The organism is Amphibiibacter pelophylacis (assembly GCF_037688875.1).
Classification (GTDB): domain Bacteria; phylum Pseudomonadota; class Gammaproteobacteria; order Burkholderiales; family Burkholderiaceae_C; genus Amphibiibacter; species Amphibiibacter pelophylacis.
Genome location: NZ_JAWDIE010000019.1, coordinates 1 through 22,348, shown reverse-complemented (window position 1 = coordinate 22,348; position 22,348 = coordinate 1). Strand labels below are relative to the sequence as shown.

Sequence of the window (22,348 nt, the reverse complement as noted above, 5' to 3'; positions counted from 1 at the left end):
GGCGGTCAGGCCTGCGCCAGGTGGCACAGCACGCGGTGGACCTGCGCCGGGCCGTGGCCCAGCAGGCTGCTGGCGCCGTCGTCAAAAGCGGGCAGCCCGCGCACGGCGTAGGGGATGCCCAGATCTTCGGCCTGCAGCGCCCAGGCGGCCAGGCGGCCGAGCTGGCGTTCGCGCGGCAGGCCCGCACACAGCGCCGGGTCCAGCCAGACGGCGGTCAGATCGCCCGCGGCCTCTTCGCTGCTGGTGTCGCGGGTGACCCACTGCGCGGGCCGGTCCATCCCCGCCTTGGCGACCTTGCGCCAGACCACCCGGCGCAGGGCGTCGCCGCTGCGCCAGGCGCGGTAATCGTCGGGGATGTCGCTGCGCTGGGTCGGGTCGCTGTGCGGCCGGGCGCGCTGCGGGCGGCTGTCAAAGCTGTCGCTGGTCCAGTCCAGGTCGCGCAGGTCGGGTGCGCCGGTGTCCACGCGCGGCCAGACCCACTGTGTCTGCGCAGGCTGCCACCAGCTCCAGGCGCGGAAGAGGCCCAGGGGGAACTCGGTGGCGATCTCCAGCACCGGCAGCGGCGACAGCCCGCGTCGCACGAAGGACAGTGGCAGCTCGGCGTCGCTGCGCTCCAGCGCCGCGCAGTCCAGCACGGCCGGGTGGGGATCGGCGGGCAGCTGCGGCCCGCGCCGCCGGCCCCGGGGCAGCGGCAGCCAGCGCAGCTGCACGGCGTGGCGGTCGCGCGCGGTGGGGTTGTTCACGCTCAGGCGCAGCGCGTGGATCTCGCGGGCGAACACGGGCTGGGGCGGCAGCAGGCCGATCTCCAGCCCCTGCAGCGTGCGCTGTGCCACCCAGGCCGAGGCCATGCCGGTGCTGGCCAGCAGAAAAGTCAGTGCGTAGCCCAGGTTGAGCTGGTAATTGATCGAGGTCACCAGCAGCACCAGCAGGGCCACGGCAAAGCCCCAGCCGGCCGCACTGGGCAGGATGTAGATGCGGCGCGGCGTCAGCGTGTGCGTCTCGCTGGCGCGCAGGCGCGGCACCAGCCAGCGCTGCAGCAGGCCAGGAGCGGGAGGACGGGGTCTGCGGGAGGCCCGCCGGCGCAGCACGGGCGCCATCAGACGACCTCGATGCGGTCCATCATCAGCTGGAGCTGGTCGCGGGCGCTGCGCCCGCTTGACGGCAGGGCGGTCAGACGGTGCGCCGCACAGGGCAGCAGGATGGCCTGGATGTCGTCCGGGGCGACGTGGCTGCGCCCGGCCAGCCAGGCGTGCGCCCGCGCCGCACCCAGCAGGGCCAGCGCCGCACGCGGGCTCAGTCCGTGGACAAACCACTGCCCCGAACGCGTGGCGGCGATCAGGTTCTGCAGATAGTCCAGCACCGGCGCCGACGCGTGCACGGTGGCCACGCGCTGCTGGATCTGCGCCAGCAGCGGCGGCGGCAGCACGGTGCGCAGGCCGGACAGCAGGCTGCGGCGCGACACGCCAGTCAGCATTGCGCGCTCGGCCTCGCGGCTGGGGTAGCCCAGCGAAATCGACATCAGGAAGCGGTCGAGCTGCGATTCGGGCAGCGCGTAAGTGCCGCGCTGGTCCAGCGGGTTTTGCGTGGCGATCACAAAAAAGGGCTGCGGCAGCGGGTGGGTGACGTTGTCCACGCTGACCTGGCGCTCTTCCATGGCTTCGAGCAGCGCGCCCTGGGTCTTGGGCCCGGCGCGGTTGATCTCGTCGGCCAGCAGCAGCTGGTTGAACACGGGGCCGGGGTGAAAGACAAAGCGCTGCGCCTGCGGATCCAGCACGCTGCCGCCGGTCAGGTCGGACGGCATCAGATCGGCGGTGAACTGCACGCGGCCGTACTGCAGGCCCAGCGAAATCGCCAGTCCGTGCGACAGCGTGGTTTTGCCCACGCCGGGCACGTCGTCGATCAGCAGGTGACCGCCGGCCAGCAGGCAGACCATGGCCAGTTCGATCTGGCGGTTTTTCCCTAGAATCAGGCCATTGAGCTGAACGAACAGTTCTTCCAGGGCCTGAACCGGGTCGCCGCTGGCGCCGGGGTGGCCTTCGTTGTTTTGGGGCTGGCTGGGCATCGCAATCGGGGTTGGGCGGTGACAGGGCAAGCCTGACAATACCCCAATTTGTGCTGTGGCACTCAGGAAAGAAACGCATGACTGAACAGGAAATGACAAACATCATCACGGCGTGGTTTGGCCGCCTCTGGCAGCTCAGCACGCTGATCGAAATCGTCACCGTCGCCGTGCTGGTGCTGCTGGCCTGGGGTATCAGCCGCCACCTGGGGCGGCGCCATCCGGGCAACGGCATCTGGTACGGCAGCCGGGGTGTGGATGGTGTGGTCTTTCCGGTGCTGCTGACCGTGGGCGTGGGCATTGCCGCGCGGGTTCATCTGCAGGCCGGACAGCCGCTGTTTTTCTACAACCTGGCGGTTCCGCTGGTGCTGGGCCTGCTGGTCATCCGCGTCACGGTGCGCGTGCTGCTGGCGTCTTTTCCGGGCAGCGCCTGGGTGAACTGGGCCGAGCGCACGCTGTCCTGGGGGGTCTGGGTGCTGCTGCTGCTGTGGCTGACGCACATCCTGCCCGGCATCCTGCACCTGATGGAAGACATCACCTGGACGATGGGCGGCACCCAGGTGTCGGTGCGCAATGTGTTTGATGCGGTGGTCTCCACGCTGCTGATCATGCTGGTGGTGATGTGGCTGTCGTCGGCGATCGAAAGCCGCCTGCTGCGCTCCAGCTCCAACCTGTCGGTGCGCAAAATGGCGGCCAATGCGCTGCGCAGCGTGCTGATTTTTGTGGGCATTCTGCTGGCGATGTCGGCGGCGGGGATACCGCTGACGGCGCTCTCCGTGCTGGGCGGTGCAGTCGGTGTGGGTATTGGCCTGGGTTTCCAGAAACTGGCGGCGAACTATGTCAGCGGTTTCGTGATTCTGGCCGAGCAGAGCGTACGCATTGGCGACCATGTTCGCGTGGATAATTTCGAAGGCCGTATCACCAATATCAACACGCGTTATACCGTGCTGCGCACGCCGGGCGGGATTGAATCCATCGTACCCAATGAAATGATGGTGACCAACCGCATCGAAAACATCAGTTTTACCGACAGCCGTGTGGCGCTGAATACCCGCGTCAGCGTGGGTTACGAGACCGATCTGGACGCGCTGTTCCCGCAACTGGTCGAACTGGTCCGCGCCGTGCCCCGCGTCCTGGCCGATCCGGGCCCGAGCGTCATGTTGATCGGCTTTGGCGCCGACGGCCTGGATCTGCAGGTCAATTTCTGGATCGGCGATCCGGACAACGGCCAGGGCAATGTGCGCTCCGACGTCAACCTGGCGCTGTGGCGTTTCCTCACCCGCAACGGCATCGAGATTCCCTACCCGCAGCGCGTGGTGCACCACACCGGCAGCGTGCCTGCGGCGTCCGAGCCGACACCGCCGGTGGCAGATTGACCTTCTGAACATCCTGATCGGGAGTGACGATGAACCCCTCTGTCTGGACGGTGGACAGGCCCGTCCTGCTTTTTGTCATGGCCCTCGTGTCGCTTCCGCTGTATATCTGGATCGGCCGATGGGTTTTTGACGACTGGGAAGATTTTCTCGAGTCCTTGAGGTATCTGTATCAGCCGCAATGGCTCTCCGCCTTGCGGGGTGAATGGCATGAAGACAATTGGGGATCCATCAAATTTTTATGCTTTCTGATCCTTTGTGCCACGATAGCCACCGGCCTGTACAAATTGGCCAAACTGCTGTTCTAGTGGCCTGGTCCCGCGTGGACGATCTGCCAGCGCGTCAGCTGCTGGAGATACTCCAGGCGCGCGCTGCGGTGTTTGTGGTGGAGCAGCGCTGCGCCTATCAGGACCCGGATGATTTCGACAGTGCGGCCTGGCATCTGACGATGCGGCTGGGGCCTGATCTGGCCGCTTATGCCCGCGTGCTTGATCCTGGGCTGAAATACCCCCAGCCCTCGATCGGGCGGGTGATGACGCTGCCTGCTTTCCGGGCGATGAAACTGGGTCGGCTTCTGGTCACCGAAGCCATCCGTTTCACCGAAAGTCGTTTTCCGGGGCAAGGAATACAGATTGGGGCGCAGGTTTATCTGCAATCCTTTTATGAATCGCTGGGCTTTGAGGCGGTGGGGCTGCCGTATGAAGAGGACGGCATTGCGCATGTGGATATGGTGAAGGCGGCGCCAGCTCCGGGGACTGTCGGCTGCTTAGCGCCAGACGCTCCGCCAGCAGCCTGAGGCCGGTGTCGCGGCTGCTGTTGCGCTGCCAGACCAGACCGAGGCGGCGAAAGTGATTGCCCTGCAGATTCAAAACCTTGACCCGCGACGCATCCGCGCGCGGGGCGGCCAGGGCGGGCAGCAGGGTCCAGCCGCGTCCGGCAGCGATCAGCTGCAGCAGGGTTTCAAGACTCGTGGCGCTGCAGTCCAGGGCGGCATCAGCAAACTGCTGGGCACGCTGCCCGCAGATCGCCATGGCCTGTCCGCGCAGGCAGTGGCCGTCGGAGAGCAGCAGCAGATCGAGATCGTCGATGTCGGCGATGGTGACCGGGGTCTGATCCCCTCGTGCCAGTGGATGATTGCCGGGCAGGGCCACGCGGAATGGCTCGTCAAACAGCAGGCTCAAAGCATATTGCCGGGTGTCCAGCGGCGCGGGCAGTCCTTGAACGGCGGCCTCGCAGCGGTCACAGTGGCGCGGAGAACATCCGGACGCGTCAGCCGGCTGGGTCAGCCCGGCCAGCGGCGTGGGCAGCGCGAGTATGGCGGCGTCGATCAGGCCGTTTTCAAGCCGCGCGCACAACTCGGCAGTTTGCCCTTCCTGGATGACCAGCCTGAGGTCGGGAAAAGCCTTGTCCACCGTATTGAGCAGTTGCGGCAGATAGTAAGGCGCCAGCGTCGGGATGATGCCCAGCACGAGCGGACCGGACAGCGGACTGGCCCGCTTGCGGGTGATGGCGAGAATATCATCCGCCTCCTGCAGGACTTTCCGGGCCTTTTCGAGAATCTGTGCGCCGATGGGCGTCAGTGACATCGGGGTGCTTTGACGGTCGATCAGGGTTTGGCCGAGATAGCCCTCCAGCTTTCGCAGCTGGGTCGACAGGGTGGATTGAGTGATATTGCAGGCCTCAGCGGCGCGGCCAAAGTGCAGATGCTCTGCCAGGGCAACCAGGTAACGCAGTTCACGAAGATTCAAGAAAAAAACTCCTGTTTTGAAAATACAAAAACCCGGCCACCTAAGCAGCCGGGTGATTGGTTCTTATATCCCGACCGGATACTTGAACGCGCAGGACTCAGTTTCTGTCGAAGCGATCCAGATCCATGACTTTGGTCCAGACTTTGGCAAAGTCCTGGACAAAGCGCTCTTTGGCGTCGTCGCTGGCGTAATGCTCTGCAATGGCGCGCAGTTCAGAGTTTGATCCAAAAATCAGGTCGACGGGCGTTGCCGTCCATTTGACCTGGCCGGTCTTGCGGTCACGTCCTTCATACAGGCCGTCGGTGCCCGCAGGACGCCACACCGTCGACATGTTCAGCACGTTGACGAAAAAGGCGTTGTTCAGTGTCCCGGGCTGATCGGTCAGAACGCCGTTTCGGCTGCCGCCGGCATTGGCGTCCAGGGCGCGCAGGCCACCGACCAGCACGGTCATCTCGGGCGGGGACAGACGCAGCAGGCTGGCTTTGTCCACCAGGGCCTGCACGGGCGGGAAATAGGCGTCCTTGCTGTAGTAGTTGCGGAAACCGTCGGCCTTGGGCTCGAGCACGGCGAAGGTGGTCACATCCGTCTGCTCCTGGGTTGCATCGGCGCGCCCTGGCGTAAAGGCCACCTGGACCTTGTAACCGGCTTTCTGGGCCGCGGCCTCGACAGCGGCAGTGCCACCCAGAACGATGACGTCGGCCATCGAGACCTGCTTGCCGTTCCCCAGAGTCGCGTTGAAATCCTTGCGGATGGCGCCCAGCCGTGCCAGCACCTGAGCGAGTTCGGCCGGGTTGTTCGCGGCCCAGTCTTTTTGCGGCGCCAGCTGGATCCTGCCACCGTTGGCCCCGCCGCGCATGTCAGAGCCCCTGAACGAGGCGGCCGAAGCCCATGCGGTGCGGACGAGCTGCGGCGTCGTCAGGCCCGAGGCCAGAATGCGCGCCTTGAGCGCATTCACATCAGCCGCTTCGATCTGCTTGTACTTGATCTCAGGCAGGGGGTCCTGCCACAGCAGCACTTCCTTGGGCACGTCCGCGCCCAGGTAACGGCTGCGGGGGCCGAGATCGCGGTGGGTCAGTTTGAACCAGGCTTTGGCGAAGGCGGTTTCGAACTTTCGGGGGTTTTCCAGAAAGCTGCGGGAGATTTTTTCGTAAGCCGGATCCGCGCGCAGGGCCAGATCGGTGGTGAACATCATGGGCGGATGGGTTTTGCCCTGGAGGTGGGCGTCGGGGACCTGCGCGTCCTCAGCGGCTTCGGCGGGTTTCCACTGGGTCGCACCGGCCGGGCTCTTGGTTTTCACCCAGTTGTATGCGAACAGGTTGCTCAGGAAAGTCTTGGTGAACAGGGTAGGGCTGGACGTCCACGAGCCTTCCAGACCGCTGCTGACGGTGTCTTCCGCGTTGCCTTTGCCGCAGCTGTTTTTCCAGCCGAAGCCCTGCTGCTCGATGGGCGAAGAGGTGGGATCGCCGCCCAGACATTTTTCCGGATGATGGGCGCCGTGCGATTTGCCAAAAGTATGTCCACCGGCGATCAGTGCGACGGTTTCTTCATCGTTCATGCCCATGCGGCCAAAGCTTTCCCGGATATCGCGCGCGGCAGCGAGCGGGTCCGGGTTGCCGTTCGGCCCCTCGGGGTTGACGTAGATCAGGCCCATCTGCACGGCGGCCAGCGGGCCTTTGAGCTGTCGGCCTTCCTTGTGCCGCGCATCACCCAGCCATTCGCGCTCGGGGCCCCAGTAGACCAGGTCGGGTTCCCAGTCGTCGGTACGGCCCCCCGCGAAGCCGAAAGTCTGCATCCCCATGGATTCCATGGCGACGGTTCCGGCCAGCACCATCAGATCGCCCCAGGAGATTTTGGCCCCGTACTTCTGCTTGATGGGCCACAGCAGGCGCCGGGCTTTGTCCAGGTTGACGTTGTCGGGCCAGTTGTTGAGCGGATCAAAGCGCTGCTGGGCCCCCTCTGCCCCCCCGCGGCCATCAATGGCGCGGTAGGTTCCGGCGCTGTGCCAGGCCATGCGGATGAAAAAAGGCCCGTAATTGCCAAAATCGGCAGGCCACCAGTCCTGGGAATCGGTCAGCGTGGCCTCGATATCGCTTTTCAGCGCCTTCAGATCCAGCTTTTTGAATTCTTTGGCGTAATCAAAGTCGGCGCCCATCGGGCTGGAGACGGCATTCTGCTGGCGCAGCGGCGAGAGATCCAGCCGGTTGGGCCACCAGTCCTTGTTGCTCATGGCCTGGGCGGGCGATAGGGCGGCGCTGTTTGGCGTCGCCTGGGCCTGTGCGGCAGCACCTGCCGCCAGCATGATGGCCGAGAGGGCAAAGCGGCTCACAGAGCGCCAGGGGGTTTTTGATCGGTGGGTCATGAGGCTGTCCTTAGGCTGGTTTGAATGTCAAAAATCAATGAAACCAGTCTAGGATTGAGAGCCATCGGCGTCCAATTGATGGTGTCAAACGGGCCGATTGATAAAAAATCTTGTGCAAATCCGGGAAATTCGCGGTGTTTATGCCAAGTCGGCCCGGGATAGCGCGTTTCTGGCTCAGGCCTTGATGAACTCGGTGCGGTGGCCCAGCCAGCGCGCGATGTGGGCGTCGCAGGCCTCGGGCGCCTGGGCCAGCAGGCGGTCAGCGCGTTCGCGGGCAGCGTCCAGAAGATCGCCGTCGTGCTGCACGTCGGCAAAACGCAGCAGTTGCGCACCGCTCTGGCGTGCGCCCAGAAACTCACCCGGGCCGCGGATCTCCAGATCGCGCCGGGCGATCTCGAAGCCGTCCTGCGTCTGCGCCATGGCCTGCAGGCGGGCGCGCCCGGCCTGCGACAGCGGCCCGCCGTGCAGCAGCACGCAGGCGCTGGCGGCGCTCCCCCGGCCCACGCGGCCGCGCAGCTGGTGCAGCTGCGACAGGCCAAAACGCTCGGCGTGTTCAACAATCATCAGGCTGGCGTTGGGCACGTCCACCCCGACCTCGATGACGGTGGTGGCGACCAGCACCCGCGCTTCGCCGGCCTTGAAGGCGGCCATGACGGCGGCTTTCTCAGGCGCTTTCATGCGCCCGTGCAGCAGCGCCACCGGCCAGGGCGCCAGACGTTCGGACAGCAGGGCGTGGGTCGCGGTGGCGTTTTCCAGGTCGAGCTTTTCGCTTTCCTCCACCAGCGGGCAGACCCAGTAAATCTGCCGCCCCTGCTCCAGCGCGCCGCTCATGCGGGCGATGACCTCGTCGCGGCGCTGCGCCCCCAGCACGCGCGTGACGATGGGGCTGCGGCCAGGCGGCAGGCCGTCGAGTACGCTCAGGTCCAGATCGGCGAAGTAGCTCATGGCCAGCGTGCGCGGAATGGGCGTGGCGCTCATCATCAGCAGGTGGGCTTCCAGCGGGGCGGAACGCGGATCGGCACCCGCGCCGTCGCCCTCGCTGGCCTTGTCCTTCAGGGTCAGACGCTGCTGCACGCCAAAGCGGTGCTGCTCGTCGATGATGACCAGCCCCAGACGCGCAAACCGCACCTGCTGCTCGATGACGGCGTGCGTGCCCACGACCAGCCCGGCCTGGCCGCTGGCGGCGGCCTCCAGCATGGCGGCACGGCGGCGGCCCTTGACGCTGCCACTCAGCCAGGCGACCTGCACGCCCAGCGGCTCCAGCCATTCGACCAGCTTGCCAAAGAGCTGCTCGGCCAGGATTTCGGTGGGCGCCATCAGCGCACACTGCCACCCGGCGGCCAGCGCCATGCAGGCGGCCAGCGCGGCGACCACGGTCTTGCCGCTGCCCACATCGCCCTGCAGCAGGCGGTGCATGGGCGTGACAGCGTGGCGGGCGGGCGGCGACAGGTCGGCCTGGATTTCGGCCAGAACGCGCTCCTGCGCGGGCGTCAGGGCAAAAGGCAGATGCTGCAGCAGCGCCTGCGCCAGCGGGTTGGGGTGCGGGGCCAGGCGCGGCGCGGCGCTTTGGCGGCGAAGCTGCTGGGCGCGTTTCTGGCTGAGCTGCTGCGCCAGCAGCTCGTCGTACTTGATGCGCTGCCAGGCCGGGTGTGTGCGGTCCAGCAGCGCGTCCAGAGATTCGGTCGGGGCGGGGTGGTGCAGCGTCAGCACCGCCTGGCGCAGCGGCAGCAGGCCACGCGGCAGCGCCTGATCAGCCGACGCAAAGCACTCGTGCAGCGGCGCGCGCGGCAGCGCAGCCGCGATGCTTTTGCGCAGGTAGTTCTGCGGCAGGCTGGCGCTGGTGGGGTAAACGGGCGTCAGCGTGGCAGGCAGCGGCTCGCCCGGCTGCACGGCGCGCACCTGCGGGTGGACCATGTCGCAGCCCGAAAAGCTGTGCCGCACTTCGCCGAACGCGCGCACGCGCTGGCCGGGCTCCAGCAGCTTGCGCAGCCCGGCGTGGGCGTGGACAAAGCGCAGCTGCACGCGCTGGCCGCTGATCACGCAGCGGCCCAGCGCCGTCCAGGGCTGACCGGGGCGCGGCGGCTGGGCGGGCACCTGGACCATCTCCAGCTCGACCAGCACGCTCTCGCCGGGGCGCGAATCGAGCGGCGGCGTCAGGCGGGTTTCGTCCTCGTAACGCAGCGGCAGGTGCAGGGCGCGGCTCAGGGCGTCGACCAGGCCCAGCTTGATCAGGGCACGGGCGGCCGGGCTGGCTTTGGCCGCTGCGCTCATCCGGCCGGGGGAGCGGTGCGGGCGCCAAACAGCGCCGTGCCCACGCGCACGCAGGTCGATCCGGCGGCGATGGCGTCTTCCAGATCGCCGCTCATGCCCATGGAGAGCGTGTCCAGCCCTTGCAGCCCCGAGGCGACCAGACGGTCGCGCAGCGCGGCCAGCGCTTCAAAAGCCGCGCGCGTGGCGCTGGCGCCCCGGTCCGGGTCGGGGATGACCATCAGACCGCGCAGGCGCAGACGCGGCAGCAGCGCGATGGCCGCGCACAGCGCCTGGGCCTCGGCCAGCGGCACGCCGCTTTTGCCGATCTCGCCCTGCACATTGACCTGCACGCAGACGTTCAGCGGCGGCAGACCTTCGGGGCGCTGGTCGGACAGGCGCTGGGCGATTTTCAGCCGGTCCACGCTGTGCACCCACGCAAACTGCCGCGCCACCACCGCCGTCTTGTTGGACTGCAGCGGCCCGATCAGGTGCCAGACCGGGTCCGGGCGGGCGCTGTCTCCGTCATGCGGCCGAATATGGGGCCATAGACTCTGCTTTTCCAGGGCTTCCTGAACGTAGTTCTCGCCAAAATCGATCTGGCCCGCCATCCAGGCCTGCGCGATGACGGGCGCTGCTACGGTTTTGCTCACGGCCAGCAGGCGCACGCTGGCCGGGTCACGGCCGCTGCGCTGGCAGGCAGCGGCCATGCGCTGCTGCAGCGCGGCCAGGGCCTGCTGGAGGGGGGGCGTATCGTGCGGGACAATCAATGGGGTATCGCTCATGGGGGCGAAGGTTAAAGGATGACGATGGATATCACACAGCTGCTGGCATTTTCGGTCAAGAACAAGGCGTCTGACCTGCACCTGTCGGCGGGCCTGCCGCCCATGATCCGCCTGCACGGCGATGTGCGCCGCCTGAATCTGGACGCCATGGACCACAAGCAGGTCCACGCGCTGATTTACGACATCATGTCCGACACCCAGCGCAAGGTCTACGAAGAGACGCTGGAGTGCGATTTTTCCTTCGAGATCGAAGGCCTGGCGCGCTTCCGGGTCAACGCCTTCAATCACGCGCGCGGTGCCGGCGCGGTGTTCCGCACGATTCCCAGCAAGATCCTGTCGCTGGAGCAGCTGGGCGCCCCCAAAATCTTCGCCGAACTGGCGCTCAAGCCGCGCGGTCTGGTGCTGGTGACGGGGCCGACGGGCTCGGGCAAATCAACCACGCTGGCCGGTATGGTCAACCACCTCAACGAGCACGAATACGGCCACATCCTGACCGTCGAAGACCCGATCGAATTCGTGCACGAGAGCAAAAAATGCCTGATCAACCAGCGCGAGGTCGGCCCGCAGACGCTGAGCTTCTCCAACGCCCTGCGCGCTGCGCTGCGCGAGGATCCGGACGCCATTCTGGTCGGTGAAATGCGCGATCTGGAAACCATCCGTCTGGCGCTGACCGCCGCCGAAACCGGCCACCTGGTGTTTGGCACGCTGCATACGTCGTCGGCGGCCAAGACCGTGGACCGGATCGTGGATGTCTTCCCGGCGGCTGAAAAAGACATGGTGCGCGCCATGCTGTCGGAATCGCTGGTGGGCGTGATCTCGCAGGCGCTGTGCAAGCGCAAGGACGGCGAGGGCCGTGTGGCCGCGCACGAGATCATGATCGGCACCTCGGCCATCCGCAACCTGATCCGCGAGAACAAGGTCGCGCAGATGTACGCGTCCATCCAGACCGGGACCAACGTCGGCATGCAGACGCTGGACCAGAACCTGAGCGATCTGGTCAAGCGCAACCTCATCACCCCGTCCGAGGCTCGCAACAAGGCCAAGTACCCGGAAAACTTCCCCGGCTGACCGTCGGCCTGTCGCCCCGTCGCCCGAAAGACCCTCCATGAAACGCCTGCTTTCCTTCCTGCGGCCCGAACCGCAACAGACCCCGGAGCGGCGCGGCACCGTACCCAGCGCCTTTCCGGAAGAGGACAGCGCTTTTTTCACCAGCCGCTTTCTGGAGCTGGAAGACACCCAGCCGCTGGTCACCTGGCTGCAAAAGCGCACCGTGCTGCGCTGGAAGGCGCTGGACGAGGACTGGGGCCGCGAGGCCATCGTCGCGCTCTTTGCGGCGCAGCGCCACGTGCAGTCGCTGCAGCCCGAGCAGCTGCTGCTGATCAGCCGCTACCTGCACTTTGTCGAGATCGAGGCCGGCCAGGACGTGATCGCCCAGGACGAGTACGGCGACTACATGTTCATCGTGCTGGAAGGGCGGTTTGGCATCGAGCGGCGCCAGACCTGGGGCGGCACCACGCGCCTGGTCGAAGCCAAGGCCGGGCAGACGCTGGGCGAGATGTCGCTGCTGGATGCCGGGATGCGCTTCTCGGGCTGCCACACCCTGACCGACTGCAAGGTCGCGGTGCTGGACGCCCAGCAGCTCGACGACATGATGGAGCGCGACCCGCGCCTGGCCGCCGTGCTGCTGGCCTGGCTGGCGCGCCGCATCTCGCTCAACCTGCGCCAGGTCAGCCTGCGCCTGAGCAACCTCATGGCGCGACAGTAAGCGCCCGTTTTCACCGACTTCACCGATACGGACAGACCAGTCACTATGGATCGCACCCAGGCCACCAAAATCATCACCGACCTGCTGCGGCTGGTCATCACGCGCGAGGGCTCGGATCTTTTCCTGACCGCGGGTTTCCCGCCCGCCATCAAGGTGGACGGGCGCGTGCAGAAGGTCTCGCCGCAGGTGCTGACGCCGCTGCACACCTCGGCCATGGCGCGTTCGCTGATGAACGACCGCCAGGCCGCCGATTTCGAGCGCAGCAAGGAATGCAATTTCGCCATTTCGCCGACCGATCTGGGGCGCTTTCGCGTCAACGCCTTCGTCCAGCAGGGCCAGGTGGGCCTGGTGCTGCGCAAGATTCCCACCCAGCTGCCGCAGCTGGACGCCATGGGTCTGCCGTCCGTGCTGAAGGATCTGGTGATGAGCCCGCGCGGCCTGTTCATCATGGTGGGCGCCACGGGATCGGGCAAAAGCACGTCGCTGGCCGCCATGCTGGACTGGCGCAACGAGCAGAGTCACGGCCACATCATCACCATCGAGGATCCGATCGAGTTCGTGCACCCGCACAAGAACTGCATCGTGACCCAGCGCGAGGTGGGCCTGGACACCGACGACTGGTCGGTGGCGCTGCGCAACGCCCTGCGTCAGGCGCCCGACGTGGTGCTGATGGGCGAGATCCGCGACCGCGAGGCCATGGAAAGCGCCATGCTGTTCTCGGAAACCGGCCACCTGTGCCTGGCGACGCTGCACGCCAACAGTGCCAACCAGGCGCTGGAGCGCATCGTCAACTTCTTCCCGCAGGATCGCCGCGAGCAGCTCTACATGGATCTGTCGCTCAACCTGCGCGCCATGGTGTCGCAGCGCCTGGTGCCCAACGTCACCGGCAAGGGCCGCGTGGCGGCGGTGGAGGTGATGATCAACTCGCCGCTGGTCTCCGACCTGATTTTCCGGGGCGAAATCACCGAGATCAAGGAGGTGATGAAGCGCAGTACCGAAACCGGGATGCGCACCTTCGACCAGGCGCTGTTCGATCTGCACGACGGCGGCCGCATCACCTACGAGGATGCGCTGCGCTTCGCCGATTCGGCCAACGATCTGCGGCTGCAGATCAAGCTGCACAGCAAGGTCAGCAAAAACCGCGATCTGACTGAAGGCACTGACGGCGTGCGCCTGCTCTGAGCTGAAACCAGGGACAAACGCGGGGGGCTGCGCCCGTCGCGCGGCGGCTTCAGGCCCTAAGATGGCGTTTTTGATGTTTGCGCTGTCGGCGCCGTCCGGGTCATGAGCTTTCTGTGCATAGACATTGGCAACACCCGCCTGAAGTGGGCCATTTACGACCGGCCCGAGCCGGGCGCCGGGCTGGTGGCCCACGGCGCCGTTTTCCTGGAGCGCGTGGACGATCTGGCCGAGCGCCAGTGGGCCGGACTGGCCCGCCAGGTGGGCGTGCAATGGAGCCAGCCCACGCGCATGCTGGGCTGCGTGGTGGCGTCGGAAGCCATCCGCGTGCGCGCCTGCGAGCAGCTGGAGTTCTGGGACTTAAGCCCGCGCTGGGTGGTGCCTGGCCGCTCTGAGGCGGGCGTGAGCAACGGCTACGACCACCCCAGCCGCCTGGGCGCTGATCGCTGGGTGGCGCTGATCGGCGCCCGTCACCGCCTGCGCCAGCAGGGCCTGAACCAGCCGGCCGTCGTCGTCATGGTCGGCACCTGCGTGACCATCGACGCCCTCGACGCCGACGGCCGCTTCCTGGGCGGCGTCGTGCTGCCCGGCTTTGGCCTGATGCAGAAAGCGCTGGAGCTGGGCACCGCCGGGCTCAAGGTGCCCACCGGGCGCGTGGTCGATTTCCCCACCAACACATCGGATGCTCTGATGAGCGGGGGCACCTTCGCCCTGGCGGGCGCCATCGAAGGCCAGCTGCGCCGCCTGCAGCAGCGCCTGAACCAGGTGCCGGTGCTCATCATGGCCGGGGGCGCTGCCGTGCGCCTGCACGAGGCCGTCACCTGGCCGCACGTCATCGTCGACACCCTGATTTTCGAAGGCCTGCTGGCCATCGAGGCCCACCGCGCCGCCGTGCAGCAGGGGCTGATCCCGGCCAGCGCTGCGCTGGATACGCCCGCACCTGCGCCAGGCTCAGCCCCAAACCCAGCGCCTGCAGCCAGCCCAGCTCCCGCGCTGTCCGCCGGGCTGGTGGACCCGGGGCCGGATGCGATTCATTTTTGAGGGGTCACGTCGAACACCTGGCGGGCAAGCGGGGTTTGTCCGATGTCACCGCTTGAGCTTTCCGGTCTGCTTTTGCCCGAAAAGCATTTACAGGCGTCTGGTGCTGCGCCATCCGGCTGATCTGGCCCGGATACCTTCAAGCCGCCTCCACCCCCACCGCCCTCGGCCGCCCCGCGTCCGAGCACCAGGCGCTCCACGAGCCGGGGTAGAGCACGCCCGGGGGCAGGCCGGCGTGGGCCAGGGCGAGCAGGTTGTGGCAGGCGGTGACGCCGGAGCCGCACTGGTGCAGGGTCTGCGCGGCGGTGTCTGCGGTGACGCCCAGTTCGGCCCACTGCGCGCGCAGAACGTCGGGCGCCAGGAAGCGGCCGTCCGGCCCCAGGTTGAGCCCGTAAAAGCGGTTGAGCGCGCCCGGAATGTGCCCGGCGAGCGGGTCCAGTGTTTCGTTTTCGCCGCGATAGCGGTCTGCGCTGCGGGCGTCGATCAGGCGCTGCTGGCCAATTCCGGCCAGCACGTCGGCTGTGCTGCGCGTGGCCCGTTGTGCTTCGGGCCAGGTGACCGGGGTGGCGCCCGGTGCGGCCGGGGTGGCGCCCGATTCCAGCGCCCCGCCTGCATCGGTCCAGGCGGGCAGGCCGCCGTCCAGAACCTGCACCTGGCGCACGCCCATCCAGCGCAGCAGCCACCAGGCGCGTGCCGCCATGGCGCCCGAGTGCGCGTCGTAGGCGACCACGCGGCTGTCAGGCGTGATGCCCCAGCGTGCCAGCGACTGCGCCAGCGCCTCGCGCTGCGGCAGCGGGTGGCGGCCGCTGCCGGGGCTGTGCGTGCCGCTGAGGTCTTCGTCCATGTGGGCGAAGTGCGCGCCGGGAATGTGCCCCGCCAGCCAGGCCTCGCGGCCCTGCGCAGGCTGGGCCAGCCAGTGGCGGCAGTCCAGCAGCACGGGGGGCTGGGCGCCGGGCGTCTCCAGCCCGGCGCGCAGGTCGGGGGCGGAGATCAGGACAGCATCGCTCATGGTTTTCTCCTGTTGTTCAAAGCTCATAGTGGTCCTTGCCCGGCCCCTGCAGCGTGCGCAGCAGCAGCTCGCGGGTCAGGCGCGGCGAGAACAGTTCGGCAAAAGTCAGCACGTAATCGCGCGCGTAAACGCCGCGCTTGAACGCCAGGCGCGACGTGTTGCTGCCAAACAGGTGGCCCAGCGGGCGCCAGACCAGGTCCTTGTCAGGGCGCGCTTCGCCCGTCTGGCCGGGGGGCTGCAGCGCCATTTCGGCGATGATGCCCACGCCCATGCCCAGGCGCACATAGGTTTTGATGATGTCGGAATCGATGGCCTCCAGCGCAATCTGCGGCGTGAGCTGGCGCTGCTCGAACGCCGCGTCGATGCGTTTGCGCCCGGCGAACGAGGGCTGGTAGGTGATGAGCGGCCAGCGCTGCAGCTGCTCCAGCGTGATCACCGCCGATTCGGGCAGCTGCGCCAGCTCGTGGTGCTGGGGCACGACCATGGCGTGCTGCCACTCGTGGCAGGCGAAGGTGATGAGCGCGTCCGATTCGGCCACCGATTCGGTCGCCAGCCCCACGTCGGCGACCTCGTCGAGCAGCATGGCGGTGACCTGGTCGGGCGTGCCCTGGTGCAGGCTGACCTGCACCTTGGGGTAGATCTGGCGCAGGCGGGCCAGCGGCTCGGGCAGCATGTAGCGCGCCTGCGTGTGCGTGGTGGCGATGCTCAGGCGGCCCACGTCCTGGCGCGAGAACTCCTGCCCGATGCGGCGCAGGTTGGCGACTTCGCGCAGGATGATTTCCACCGATTCCAGCACCTTCTGCCCAGGCTCGGAGACGCGGCGCAGGCGCTTGCCGTGACGCACGAAAATGTCGATGCCCAGCTCTTCTTCCAGTTCGAGAATGGCTTTGGAGATGCCCGGCTGAGAGGTGTGCAGCACGCGCGCGGTTTCGGTCAGGTTGAGGTTGCGGCGCACCGCCTCCTGGACGAATCGGAACTGGTGCAGGTTCATGGCAGGGCCTTGAAAGGAAGGAGCGCCGGGTCAGCGCAGCCGCCAGGTGCGGCGCAGCCACAGCGTGGCCCCGGCCAGCGCCAGCAGCGTCGGCCAGGCGGTGCTGGCCAGGGCGTTCCACTGGTAGATCTGGCCGATCTGTGCAGCGACGCTGTTGGCCAGCACGTAAGCCACGCCCAGCAGCGTGCCCGCCAGCAGGGCCATGCCGCTGGCGTTGCGCCGGGGCGGTGCGTAGGCAAAGGGCAGGGCCAGCAGCAGCAGCACGCCACAGCCCAGGGCGTAAAAAATGCGGTTCCACAGCGCGACGCTGTAGGGCTGGTCGCTCTGTCCGGCGTCGCGCAGGTGGCGGCCGTATTCCAGCAGGCGGGCGCTGCTCATCTGGTAGCTGGGGCTCAGGGCCGACAGCACCAGCGCGGTGTCCAGCTGCGTGGGCCAGTCCATGCGGGCCTGGCGGATTTCGGCCAGCGGCGGCGCGGTGGGGGCATCGCCTGCGGGCGGGAAATCGGTGCGGCGCGCGTCCATCAGCGTCCAGTGGCCACTGGCGGTTGGTGGAATCTGCGCCCCGGCTGCGCGCCAGGTGCTGCGCAGCCGCCCCTGATCGTCGAAGGCCTGGATGACGACATCGGCCAGTTCGCCGCTGCCGCGCACCCGGGCGCTGATGAAGCGCAGCGTGGCCGGTTCGCTGCTTGGCGACCCCGGTGCGGGCCAGCGCTCGCGCAGCCACACGGGCGGCGCATCGGTGGCGGCGCGACGGCCCAGGCGCAGATCCTGCTGCGTCTGCGCGGCCTGGTCGGTGCGCGTGGCCACCTGGTCGCCCCACAGCCAGGTCAGCGCGGCCAGCGCCACGCCCGTGCCCGCCAGCAGGCGGACCAGATCGCGCGGGGCCAGCCCGGCGGCGCGCAGCACGGTGAACTGCGAGGTCTGCGCCAGGTGGCTCAGTGCCATCACCGCGCCCAGCAGCACCGCCAGCGGCAGACCGTCGTAGAGGTGGCGCGGCATGCGCAGTCCGATCTGGCCCAGCGCCTGCAACCAGCTGTAGCCGTCCGGCCTGACCTGGGCGAAAACGCGCGTGGCGTCCAGGAAAGCAAACAGCGCCAGCAGCGCCACGACCAGCAGCAGCACGCGCTGCAGCAGCAGGCCCAGGATCAGACGGCGGTGGCGCGGCATCATGCGGCGCTCCGGCGCGGCCACAGACCGGGGCGGCGCACGCCCTGGTACTGGCGCCAGTACAGCAGCGCCAGGGCCAGCGCCAGCGGAATGCCGTGCACCCCGGCAACGATCAGGCCCCAGGCGGCCCGGTCCTGCTGCAGCCAGCGCTGCGCCAGAAACTGTGTGTTGAAATAAATCAGCGCCACCAGCCCCAGACCCAGCCAGCCCCAGACCGAGGGCTGGCGCGGGTGGTGCACGGCCAGCACGGCGCTCAGCAGCACCATCACCATCAGCAGGACGGCGGGCGACAGGCGGCCGAACAGTTCGGCGCGGGCTTCGGGCTGGGCGCGCGTGCGCCACAGTTCAGCGCTGGGGCGCTGCTCCCAGGGCACGGCGGCGCGCTCGGCGGGCGGGCGCTGGTCCAGCCACTGCAGGGCTTCAAAGCGGACGCGGTCGGTGGTGCCGCTGGCCGGATCCTGGTGGATCAGCTCCCCGGCCTGCAGCGTGGCGTCGCGCGCCCGGCCGCTGGCCGTGCTGTCCTGGCCGATGCGGGCGGTGTCCGAATTCAGGCCCATGGCGCTGATGGCGTCCTGCGCGGTCAGGGCGTAAAGCGTGCTGGCCGCATCCGGCCCCTCGGGTTGATCCAGAAAAAGCGCACCCTTGCCCGGAAAGGCCTGGAAAACGCCCGGCGTGAGCCGCGCCAGCACCGATCCGGCTGCGTACTGGTCGGTCAGGCGCTGCTGCTGCGCGGCGCTGGTCGGCTGCAGCCACCAGCCCAGCGCCAGTGTCAGCAGCGCCACGGGCAGGCTGGCCAGCAGAAGCGGGCGCAGCAGGCGGGCCAGCGAGATGCCGCTGGCGAACCAGATCACCATTTCACTGCCCGCATAAAGTCGGCTTTGCACAGCCATCAGGGCGATGGACCAGGCCAGCACCACCACCAGCGGTGATTGCGATCCCAGCAGCCAGCCCAGCCACTGCAGCGTGTCGCTTGGGCTGATGCTGCCGTTGGCGGTGATGCGCAGCGCCTCCATCAGCGTGACGGTGACCAGCAGGGCCAGCAGCACCAGCCCGGTGGCGACGAATGTCCGCCATACGTCGCGTCTGAGAGCCAAATCGAATAACATCACCGCATCTTAACAACTGCTCTGCGGCACGAAAGGGCGCCATGCAATTTTCCGTTGACTTCGCAACTCAGGCCCTGGCCAGCCCGGCCGACGCAACCGTTCTCATCCTGTCCGGCAGCTCCGCGCTCGACAGCCTGCCCGCCGAGGCCGCCAGTGTGCTGCGCCAGGCCATGCAGGACGGCGACTGGGCGCCCAAGGCCGGCCGCAGCCTCTACCTGCACCGCCTGGGCGACGCAAGCCGCGTGGCCGTGGTCGGCGCCGATGCGCTGGGCGCCACCGCCGTGCAGGACGCCCTGCAGACCGGTCTGAAAACGCTGGCGGGACTGACGCGCGGCAGCATCAAACACCTGGCGTTGACGGTGGTGGGCGATGTGCCCTGGTCCTTCGGCCACGCGCTGGCGCTGGTGCGCAGCGTGGATCAGTCGGTCTACGTCTACACGCGCACCAAGCCGTCCGCCCGCCAGGACAGCCAGCTGGGTCAGGTGAGCTGGACGGTGCTGGCCCCGTCGCGCGCTCGCCGGGTGGGCGGTGTTGATCGCAGCAGCTTCGAGGCCTGGCTGGAAGAAGCCCGCGCCACCACAGCCGGTGTGGCTCTGGCCCGCGAGCTGGCCAACCGCCCCGGCAACGTCTGCACGCCCACCCACCTGGGCGAGCAGGCCGAAGAGCTGGCGCGCCACTGGCCGCAGCTCAAGGTCGAGGTGCTGGAGCGCAAACAGATCGAAAAACTGGGCATGGGCTCTTTCCTGTCCGTGACGCGCGGCAGCGCCGAGCCGCCGCGTTTCATCGTGGCCCGTTACACCGGCACCAGCAAGGACGTGGCGCCCGTGGTACTGGTCGGCAAAGGCATCACCTTTGACACGGGCGGCATCTCGATCAAGCCCGCGCCCGACATGGACGAGATGAAGTTCGACATGGGTGGCGCCGCCAGCGTGCTGGGCACCCTGCGCGCCATCGTGCAGCTGCAGCCGCGCCTGAACCTGGTCGTGCTGGTGCCCACCTGCGAGAACATGCCCAGCGGCACGGCAACCAAGCCCGGTGACGTGGTCACCAGCATGTCGGGCCAGACCATCGAGGTGCTCAACACCGACGCCGAAGGCCGCCTGATCCTGTGCGACGCGCTGACCTACGCCGAGCGCTTCAAGCCCGCCGCCGTGGTCGATGTCGCCACGCTGACCGGCGCCTGCATCATCGCTCTGGGCCACCGTCATTCGGGCCTGTTCAGCCCCGACGACGAACTGGCGGGCGCGCTGGGCCAGGCCGGACAGCAGGCGCTGGACACCTGCTGGCGCATGCCGGTTGAAGAGGAATATGGCCAGGCGCTCAAGAGCCACTTTGCCGACGTGGCCAATGTGGGCTCGCGCGCAGGCGGGTCGATCACCGCCGCCTGTTTCCTGGCGCGCTTCGCCAAAGCCTATCGCTGGGCCCACCTGGACGTGGCGGGCACCGCCCACGTCAGCGGCGCGGCCAAGGGCGCTACGGGCCGCCCCGTCTCGCTGCTGACGCGCTTTGTGCTGGATTTCGCGCCCAAGGGGCCCGCCCCCGAAGCGGCTCCTGCCAAAGCGGCCAAAGCCAAGGGCAAGGCTGCCGCAAAAGTCGCTGATAAAGCGGTGGTGAAGTCCGCCGCCAAAGCCCCGGCCGCCCGCACGGCGCGCAAGGTCGCCCGCTGAGCGCAGCGCGCGCGGTGGCTGCAAACGGGTCCAGCCGGTGAAAATCCAGTTCTACACGCACCGGCCCGATCCGCTGCACTACGGCGTGCGCCTGATGGACAAGGCGCTGTCCCGCCCCGACGTGCGCCTGTGGCTGTACGCCGGGCCGGGCCGGGCGACCGACCTAGCCGGGCGCCTGAACAAGATCGCGCCCGAGCGTGTCTGGCCGCTGCTGCGCGCGGCCGACTGGGTGCTGATGCCGCCCGACGAGGCCCAGGCCGTGCTGCCCCGCAGCCGCATCCTGCTGCTGGACGCGCTGCCCGACGCCAGCCTGCCGCCCTGGCCCCCTGCGCCACGCAATCCGGCCGATGCGCCGCTGCTGCCCGTCTGGCTCAACCTGGGCTGGGACGAAACCCGCCCGGCCGCCGTGCAGGCGCTGCTGTCCACCTGCGCCGCACGCGGCGTCCAGCGCCTGCTGGAGGTGGTCGGTGACGCGCCCGCCGCCCTGGCGGCCGCGCGTCAGCGCTGGCGCGAGTACCGCGAGGCCGGGCACGAGATCGAACATCTGGTGAAGGATTCCGCATGACCCCGTCTGATGCTACTGACGCACCCAGCGCTCCTGGCTTGTCAGGTCTGCCGGATCTTTCCGATCTGCCCGTGCTTGATCAGGTGCTGCAGCCCGCGCCGTCCGGCCTGAGCCGCGAGCAGATTCAGGCGCGCGTGCGCCAGGCGCTGAAGGACGAGGTCCGCGCCGAGATCAGGGAAGATGTTCGCGCCGAAGTCCGCGCCGAAGTCCGGGATGATGTCCGGGATGAACTGCGCGCCGAGCTGCTGCGCGAACTCGAACCCCGCTGCCGCGAAGAGGCGCGGGTGGCTGCGCAGGCGCAGGCCGACGCGCAGGCCCAGCAGCGCTGGCAGCTGTGGCTGCGCGACGAGCTGCCCGCCCTGATCCAGCAGCAGACGCAGGCCGGGCAGCAGCAGTGGGTCGAGTGCATCACGCGTGGCGTGCTGCAGCAGTCGCCCGTCTGGGCCGAGGCCATCCAGCGGCGTGTGCTGGCCGACCTGCAGCAGCACCTCAACCAGAGCCTGGAGCCGCTGGCCGCGCACGCTCGCATCCACTGGGGCCAGGCGCTGCAAAGCGCGCTGAACGTGCCGGACAAGGGCGATCCCCCGCCCAAAAACTGACGGCGATCAGCCGCTGGGCTGGCCAGGAACACCCTCTCGGCCGATCGGGCTGAGGCGCTTTTTCAGGGCATCGCGCCGCTGCAGGCAGCGCGCCAGTTCTTCGCGAAGTGCGGGGCTGTCGCCGCTGGACGCTTCGCCGTCGTCAGAAGGGGGTTCGCTGCGCTGGCGCAGCAGGCGCTCGATGCGGCGGTCAAGGTGCTCCAGGTGCAGCTGCTGCAGCGTGGTCTGCACGTCCTGGATGCGCGCGGCGGACGAATCATTGGGCGGCAGCAGCGCCATCACCTTGCGCGCGATGGCGCTGGCGCTGTGGTGCAGGGCTTCGGCGCTGTCCTCGTGGCCGGGCGCAGGGCTCCAGTGCGCGTGGGCCAGATGGCGCTGCAGCGTGGCCGCCGAGATCGCGCCCAGCTCGTCATACTGCTGCCCCAGCCAGGCGAAGAGCTGCGGCCAGGGCGCCATCTGCTGCGCCAGCAGCGCGCGGTCGCCGTGATCCAGCGCGCTCCACAGCGACAGGTCGTGCACCAGCAGCCACAGCAGGCGGTCCAGCCGCCCGGTCATGGCGGCGGTGCTGCGCCGGGGGGGCAGGGCGGTCAGGCCGAACATCGGGCGGCTGCTGTTGCTGCCACTGCGACCGCCTGCCGGGGAGCGTTTGTCCCAGGCGTTCTGACCGCTGAGGCTGCTCGGGGCGGACCGG

Annotated in this window: 19 protein-coding genes and 2 pseudogenes; 10 read left to right on the top strand and 11 right to left on the bottom strand. The window is 68.0% G+C overall.

Annotated features, from left to right (window positions below):
• Window positions 1-5: 5 nt before the first annotated feature.
• Both RV045_RS11605 and RV045_RS11600 read right to left on the bottom strand, forming a co-directional pair.
• Complete coding sequence (locus RV045_RS11605) at window positions 6-1,097, bottom strand: DUF58 domain-containing protein (protein ID WP_423235954.1); 1,092 nt, start codon at window positions 1,095-1,097, stop codon at window positions 6-8.
• Window positions 1,097-2,062, bottom strand: a complete 966-nt coding sequence (locus RV045_RS11600) for an AAA family ATPase (protein ID WP_423235953.1) — start codon at window positions 2,060-2,062, stop codon at window positions 1,097-1,099. The genes RV045_RS11605 and RV045_RS11600 overlap by 1 nt, the downstream gene beginning before the upstream one ends.
• 77 nt (window positions 2,063-2,139) lie before the next feature.
• On the opposite strand from RV045_RS11600, the gene RV045_RS11595 reads away from it, so the two are divergent.
• The 3 genes and pseudogenes from RV045_RS11595 to RV045_RS11585 form a co-directional block, all read left to right on the top strand.
• On the top strand, window positions 2,140-3,435 hold the full coding sequence (locus RV045_RS11595; RefSeq protein WP_423235952.1) for a mechanosensitive ion channel family protein: 1,296 nt from the start codon (window positions 2,140-2,142) through the stop codon (window positions 3,433-3,435).
• A 29-nt stretch (window positions 3,436-3,464) separates the two neighbouring features.
• Window positions 3,465-3,740, top strand: coding sequence for a hypothetical protein (locus RV045_RS11590; RefSeq protein ID WP_423235997.1), 276 nt, complete (start codon window positions 3,465-3,467; stop codon window positions 3,738-3,740).
• Window positions 3,674-4,108 (top strand): annotated as a pseudogene (locus RV045_RS11585) (GNAT family N-acetyltransferase); the annotation flags it as partial. The gene RV045_RS11590 and the pseudogene RV045_RS11585, both read left to right, overlap by 67 nt.
• Here RV045_RS11585 and RV045_RS11580 read toward each other — a convergent pair.
• The 4 genes from RV045_RS11580 to RV045_RS11565 all read right to left on the bottom strand — a co-directional run bounded on the left by RV045_RS11580 (window position 4,029) and on the right by RV045_RS11565 (window position 10,571).
• A complete protein-coding gene (locus RV045_RS11580) occupies window positions 4,029-5,180 on the bottom strand; it encodes a LysR substrate-binding domain-containing protein (protein WP_423235951.1) in 1,152 nt (383 codons plus the stop codon). The pseudogene RV045_RS11585 and the gene RV045_RS11580 sit on opposite strands and share 80 nt — an antisense overlap.
• Before the next feature lie 97 nt (window positions 5,181-5,277).
• A complete protein-coding gene (gene katG / locus RV045_RS11575; protein ID WP_423235995.1) occupies window positions 5,278-7,479 on the bottom strand; it encodes a catalase/peroxidase HPI in 2,202 nt (733 codons plus the stop codon).
• Between the two features lie 234 nt (window positions 7,480-7,713).
• The gene (gene recG, locus RV045_RS11570; RefSeq protein WP_423235950.1) at window positions 7,714-9,810 is read right to left on the bottom strand and encodes an ATP-dependent DNA helicase RecG; all 2,097 of its coding nucleotides are present in this window, start codon (window positions 9,808-9,810) and stop codon (window positions 7,714-7,716) included.
• Complete coding sequence (locus RV045_RS11565; RefSeq protein WP_423235949.1) at window positions 9,807-10,571, bottom strand: YggS family pyridoxal phosphate-dependent enzyme; 765 nt, start codon at window positions 10,569-10,571, stop codon at window positions 9,807-9,809. The genes recG and RV045_RS11565 overlap by 4 nt, the downstream gene beginning before the upstream one ends.
• A gap of 24 nt (window positions 10,572-10,595) precedes the next feature.
• Between RV045_RS11565 and RV045_RS11560 the strand changes: the two genes are divergently transcribed.
• From RV045_RS11560 to RV045_RS11545, 4 genes and pseudogenes are all read left to right on the top strand, one after another.
• The gene (locus RV045_RS11560) at window positions 10,596-11,639 is read left to right on the top strand and encodes a type IV pilus twitching motility protein PilT (protein WP_423235948.1); all 1,044 of its coding nucleotides are present in this window, start codon (window positions 10,596-10,598) and stop codon (window positions 11,637-11,639) included.
• Window positions 11,640-11,676: 37 nt separating this feature from the next.
• Window positions 11,677-12,336, top strand: a complete 660-nt coding sequence (locus RV045_RS11555; protein WP_423235947.1) for a cyclic nucleotide-binding domain-containing protein — start codon at window positions 11,677-11,679, stop codon at window positions 12,334-12,336.
• A gap of 45 nt (window positions 12,337-12,381) precedes the next feature.
• On the top strand, window positions 12,382-13,518 hold the full coding sequence (locus RV045_RS11550; protein ID WP_423235946.1) for a PilT/PilU family type 4a pilus ATPase: 1,137 nt from the start codon (window positions 12,382-12,384) through the stop codon (window positions 13,516-13,518).
• Window positions 13,519-13,620: 102 nt separating this feature from the next.
• A pseudogene (locus RV045_RS11545) lies at window positions 13,621-14,400 on the top strand (type III pantothenate kinase); the annotation flags it as partial.
• A gap of 292 nt (window positions 14,401-14,692) precedes the next feature.
• Here the strand turns inward: RV045_RS11545 and RV045_RS11540 are convergent.
• From RV045_RS11540 to RV045_RS11525, 4 genes are read right to left on the bottom strand one after another with little or no spacing between them, the layout of a single operon-like run.
• On the bottom strand, window positions 14,693-15,562 hold the full coding sequence (locus tag RV045_RS11540; RefSeq protein WP_423235945.1) for a sulfurtransferase: 870 nt from the start codon (window positions 15,560-15,562) through the stop codon (window positions 14,693-14,695).
• 16 nt (window positions 15,563-15,578) lie between these two features.
• Window positions 15,579-16,553: a CysB family HTH-type transcriptional regulator gene (locus RV045_RS11535; protein WP_423235944.1), complete on the bottom strand. Its 975-nt coding sequence runs from the start codon at window positions 16,551-16,553 to the stop codon at window positions 15,579-15,581.
• A gap of 30 nt (window positions 16,554-16,583) precedes the next feature.
• Window positions 16,584-17,723 (bottom strand): LptF/LptG family permease, encoded by a 1,140-nt coding sequence (locus RV045_RS11530; protein ID WP_423235943.1) that lies wholly within the window; start codon window positions 17,721-17,723, stop codon window positions 16,584-16,586.
• Window positions 17,720-18,826, bottom strand: coding sequence for an LptF/LptG family permease (locus RV045_RS11525; protein WP_423235942.1), 1,107 nt, complete (start codon window positions 18,824-18,826; stop codon window positions 17,720-17,722). The genes RV045_RS11530 and RV045_RS11525 overlap by 4 nt, the downstream gene beginning before the upstream one ends.
• Window positions 18,827-18,867: 41 nt before the next feature.
• Between RV045_RS11525 and RV045_RS11520 the strand changes: the two genes are divergently transcribed.
• Genes RV045_RS11520 through RV045_RS11510 form a run of 3 tightly spaced genes read left to right on the top strand, consistent with a single transcriptional unit; the run spans window position 18,868 to window position 21,657 of the window.
• The gene (locus RV045_RS11520) at window positions 18,868-20,493 is read left to right on the top strand and encodes a leucyl aminopeptidase (protein ID WP_423235941.1); all 1,626 of its coding nucleotides are present in this window, start codon (window positions 18,868-18,870) and stop codon (window positions 20,491-20,493) included.
• A 37-nt stretch (window positions 20,494-20,530) separates the two neighbouring features.
• A complete protein-coding gene (locus RV045_RS11515) occupies window positions 20,531-21,058 on the top strand; it encodes a DNA polymerase III subunit chi (RefSeq protein ID WP_423235940.1) in 528 nt (175 codons plus the stop codon).
• Window positions 21,055-21,657, top strand: a complete 603-nt coding sequence (locus RV045_RS11510) for a hypothetical protein (protein WP_423235939.1) — start codon at window positions 21,055-21,057, stop codon at window positions 21,655-21,657. The genes RV045_RS11515 and RV045_RS11510 overlap by 4 nt, the downstream gene beginning before the upstream one ends.
• 6 nt (window positions 21,658-21,663) lie before the next feature.
• Here the strand turns inward: RV045_RS11510 and RV045_RS11505 are convergent.
• Window positions 21,664-22,348, bottom strand: a 685-nt coding sequence (locus tag RV045_RS11505) for a hypothetical protein (RefSeq protein ID WP_423235938.1), incomplete at its 5' end; no start/stop codon positions are given.

What these genes read in the sequence shown, in the direction of transcription:
- RV045_RS11605 (WP_423235954.1), bottom strand. Translation starts at nt 1,097, where the DNA reads ATGGCGCCCGTGCTGCGCCGGCGGGCCTCCCGCAGACCCCGTCCTCCC.
- RV045_RS11600 (WP_423235953.1), bottom strand. Translation starts at nt 2,062, where the DNA reads ATGCCCAGCCAGCCCCAAAACAACGAAGGCCACCCCGGCGCCAGCGGC.
- RV045_RS11595 (WP_423235952.1), top strand. Translation starts at nt 2,140, where the DNA reads ATGACTGAACAGGAAATGACAAACATCATCACGGCGTGGTTTGGCCGC.
- RV045_RS11590 (WP_423235997.1), top strand. Translation starts at nt 3,465, where the DNA reads ATGAACCCCTCTGTCTGGACGGTGGACAGGCCCGTCCTGCTTTTTGTC.
- katG (WP_423235995.1), bottom strand. Translation starts at nt 7,479, where the DNA reads ATGCTGGCGGCAGGTGCTGCCGCACAGGCCCAGGCGACGCCAAACAGC.
- recG (WP_423235950.1), bottom strand. Translation starts at nt 9,810, where the DNA reads ATGAGCGCAGCGGCCAAAGCCAGCCCGGCCGCCCGTGCCCTGATCAAG.
- RV045_RS11565 (WP_423235949.1), bottom strand. Translation starts at nt 10,571, where the DNA reads ATGAGCGATACCCCATTGATTGTCCCGCACGATACGCCCCCCCTCCAG.
- RV045_RS11560 (WP_423235948.1), top strand. Translation starts at nt 10,596, where the DNA reads ATGGATATCACACAGCTGCTGGCATTTTCGGTCAAGAACAAGGCGTCT.
- RV045_RS11555 (WP_423235947.1), top strand. Translation starts at nt 11,677, where the DNA reads ATGAAACGCCTGCTTTCCTTCCTGCGGCCCGAACCGCAACAGACCCCG.
- RV045_RS11550 (WP_423235946.1), top strand. Translation starts at nt 12,382, where the DNA reads ATGGATCGCACCCAGGCCACCAAAATCATCACCGACCTGCTGCGGCTG.
- RV045_RS11540 (WP_423235945.1), bottom strand. Translation starts at nt 15,562, where the DNA reads ATGAGCGATGCTGTCCTGATCTCCGCCCCCGACCTGCGCGCCGGGCTG.
- RV045_RS11535 (WP_423235944.1), bottom strand. Translation starts at nt 16,553, where the DNA reads ATGAACCTGCACCAGTTCCGATTCGTCCAGGAGGCGGTGCGCCGCAAC.
- RV045_RS11530 (WP_423235943.1), bottom strand. Translation starts at nt 17,723, where the DNA reads ATGATGCCGCGCCACCGCCGTCTGATCCTGGGCCTGCTGCTGCAGCGC.
- RV045_RS11525 (WP_423235942.1), bottom strand. Translation starts at nt 18,826, where the DNA reads ATGTTATTCGATTTGGCTCTCAGACGCGACGTATGGCGGACATTCGTC.
- RV045_RS11520 (WP_423235941.1), top strand. Translation starts at nt 18,868, where the DNA reads ATGCAATTTTCCGTTGACTTCGCAACTCAGGCCCTGGCCAGCCCGGCC.
- RV045_RS11510 (WP_423235939.1), top strand. Translation starts at nt 21,055, where the DNA reads ATGACCCCGTCTGATGCTACTGACGCACCCAGCGCTCCTGGCTTGTCA.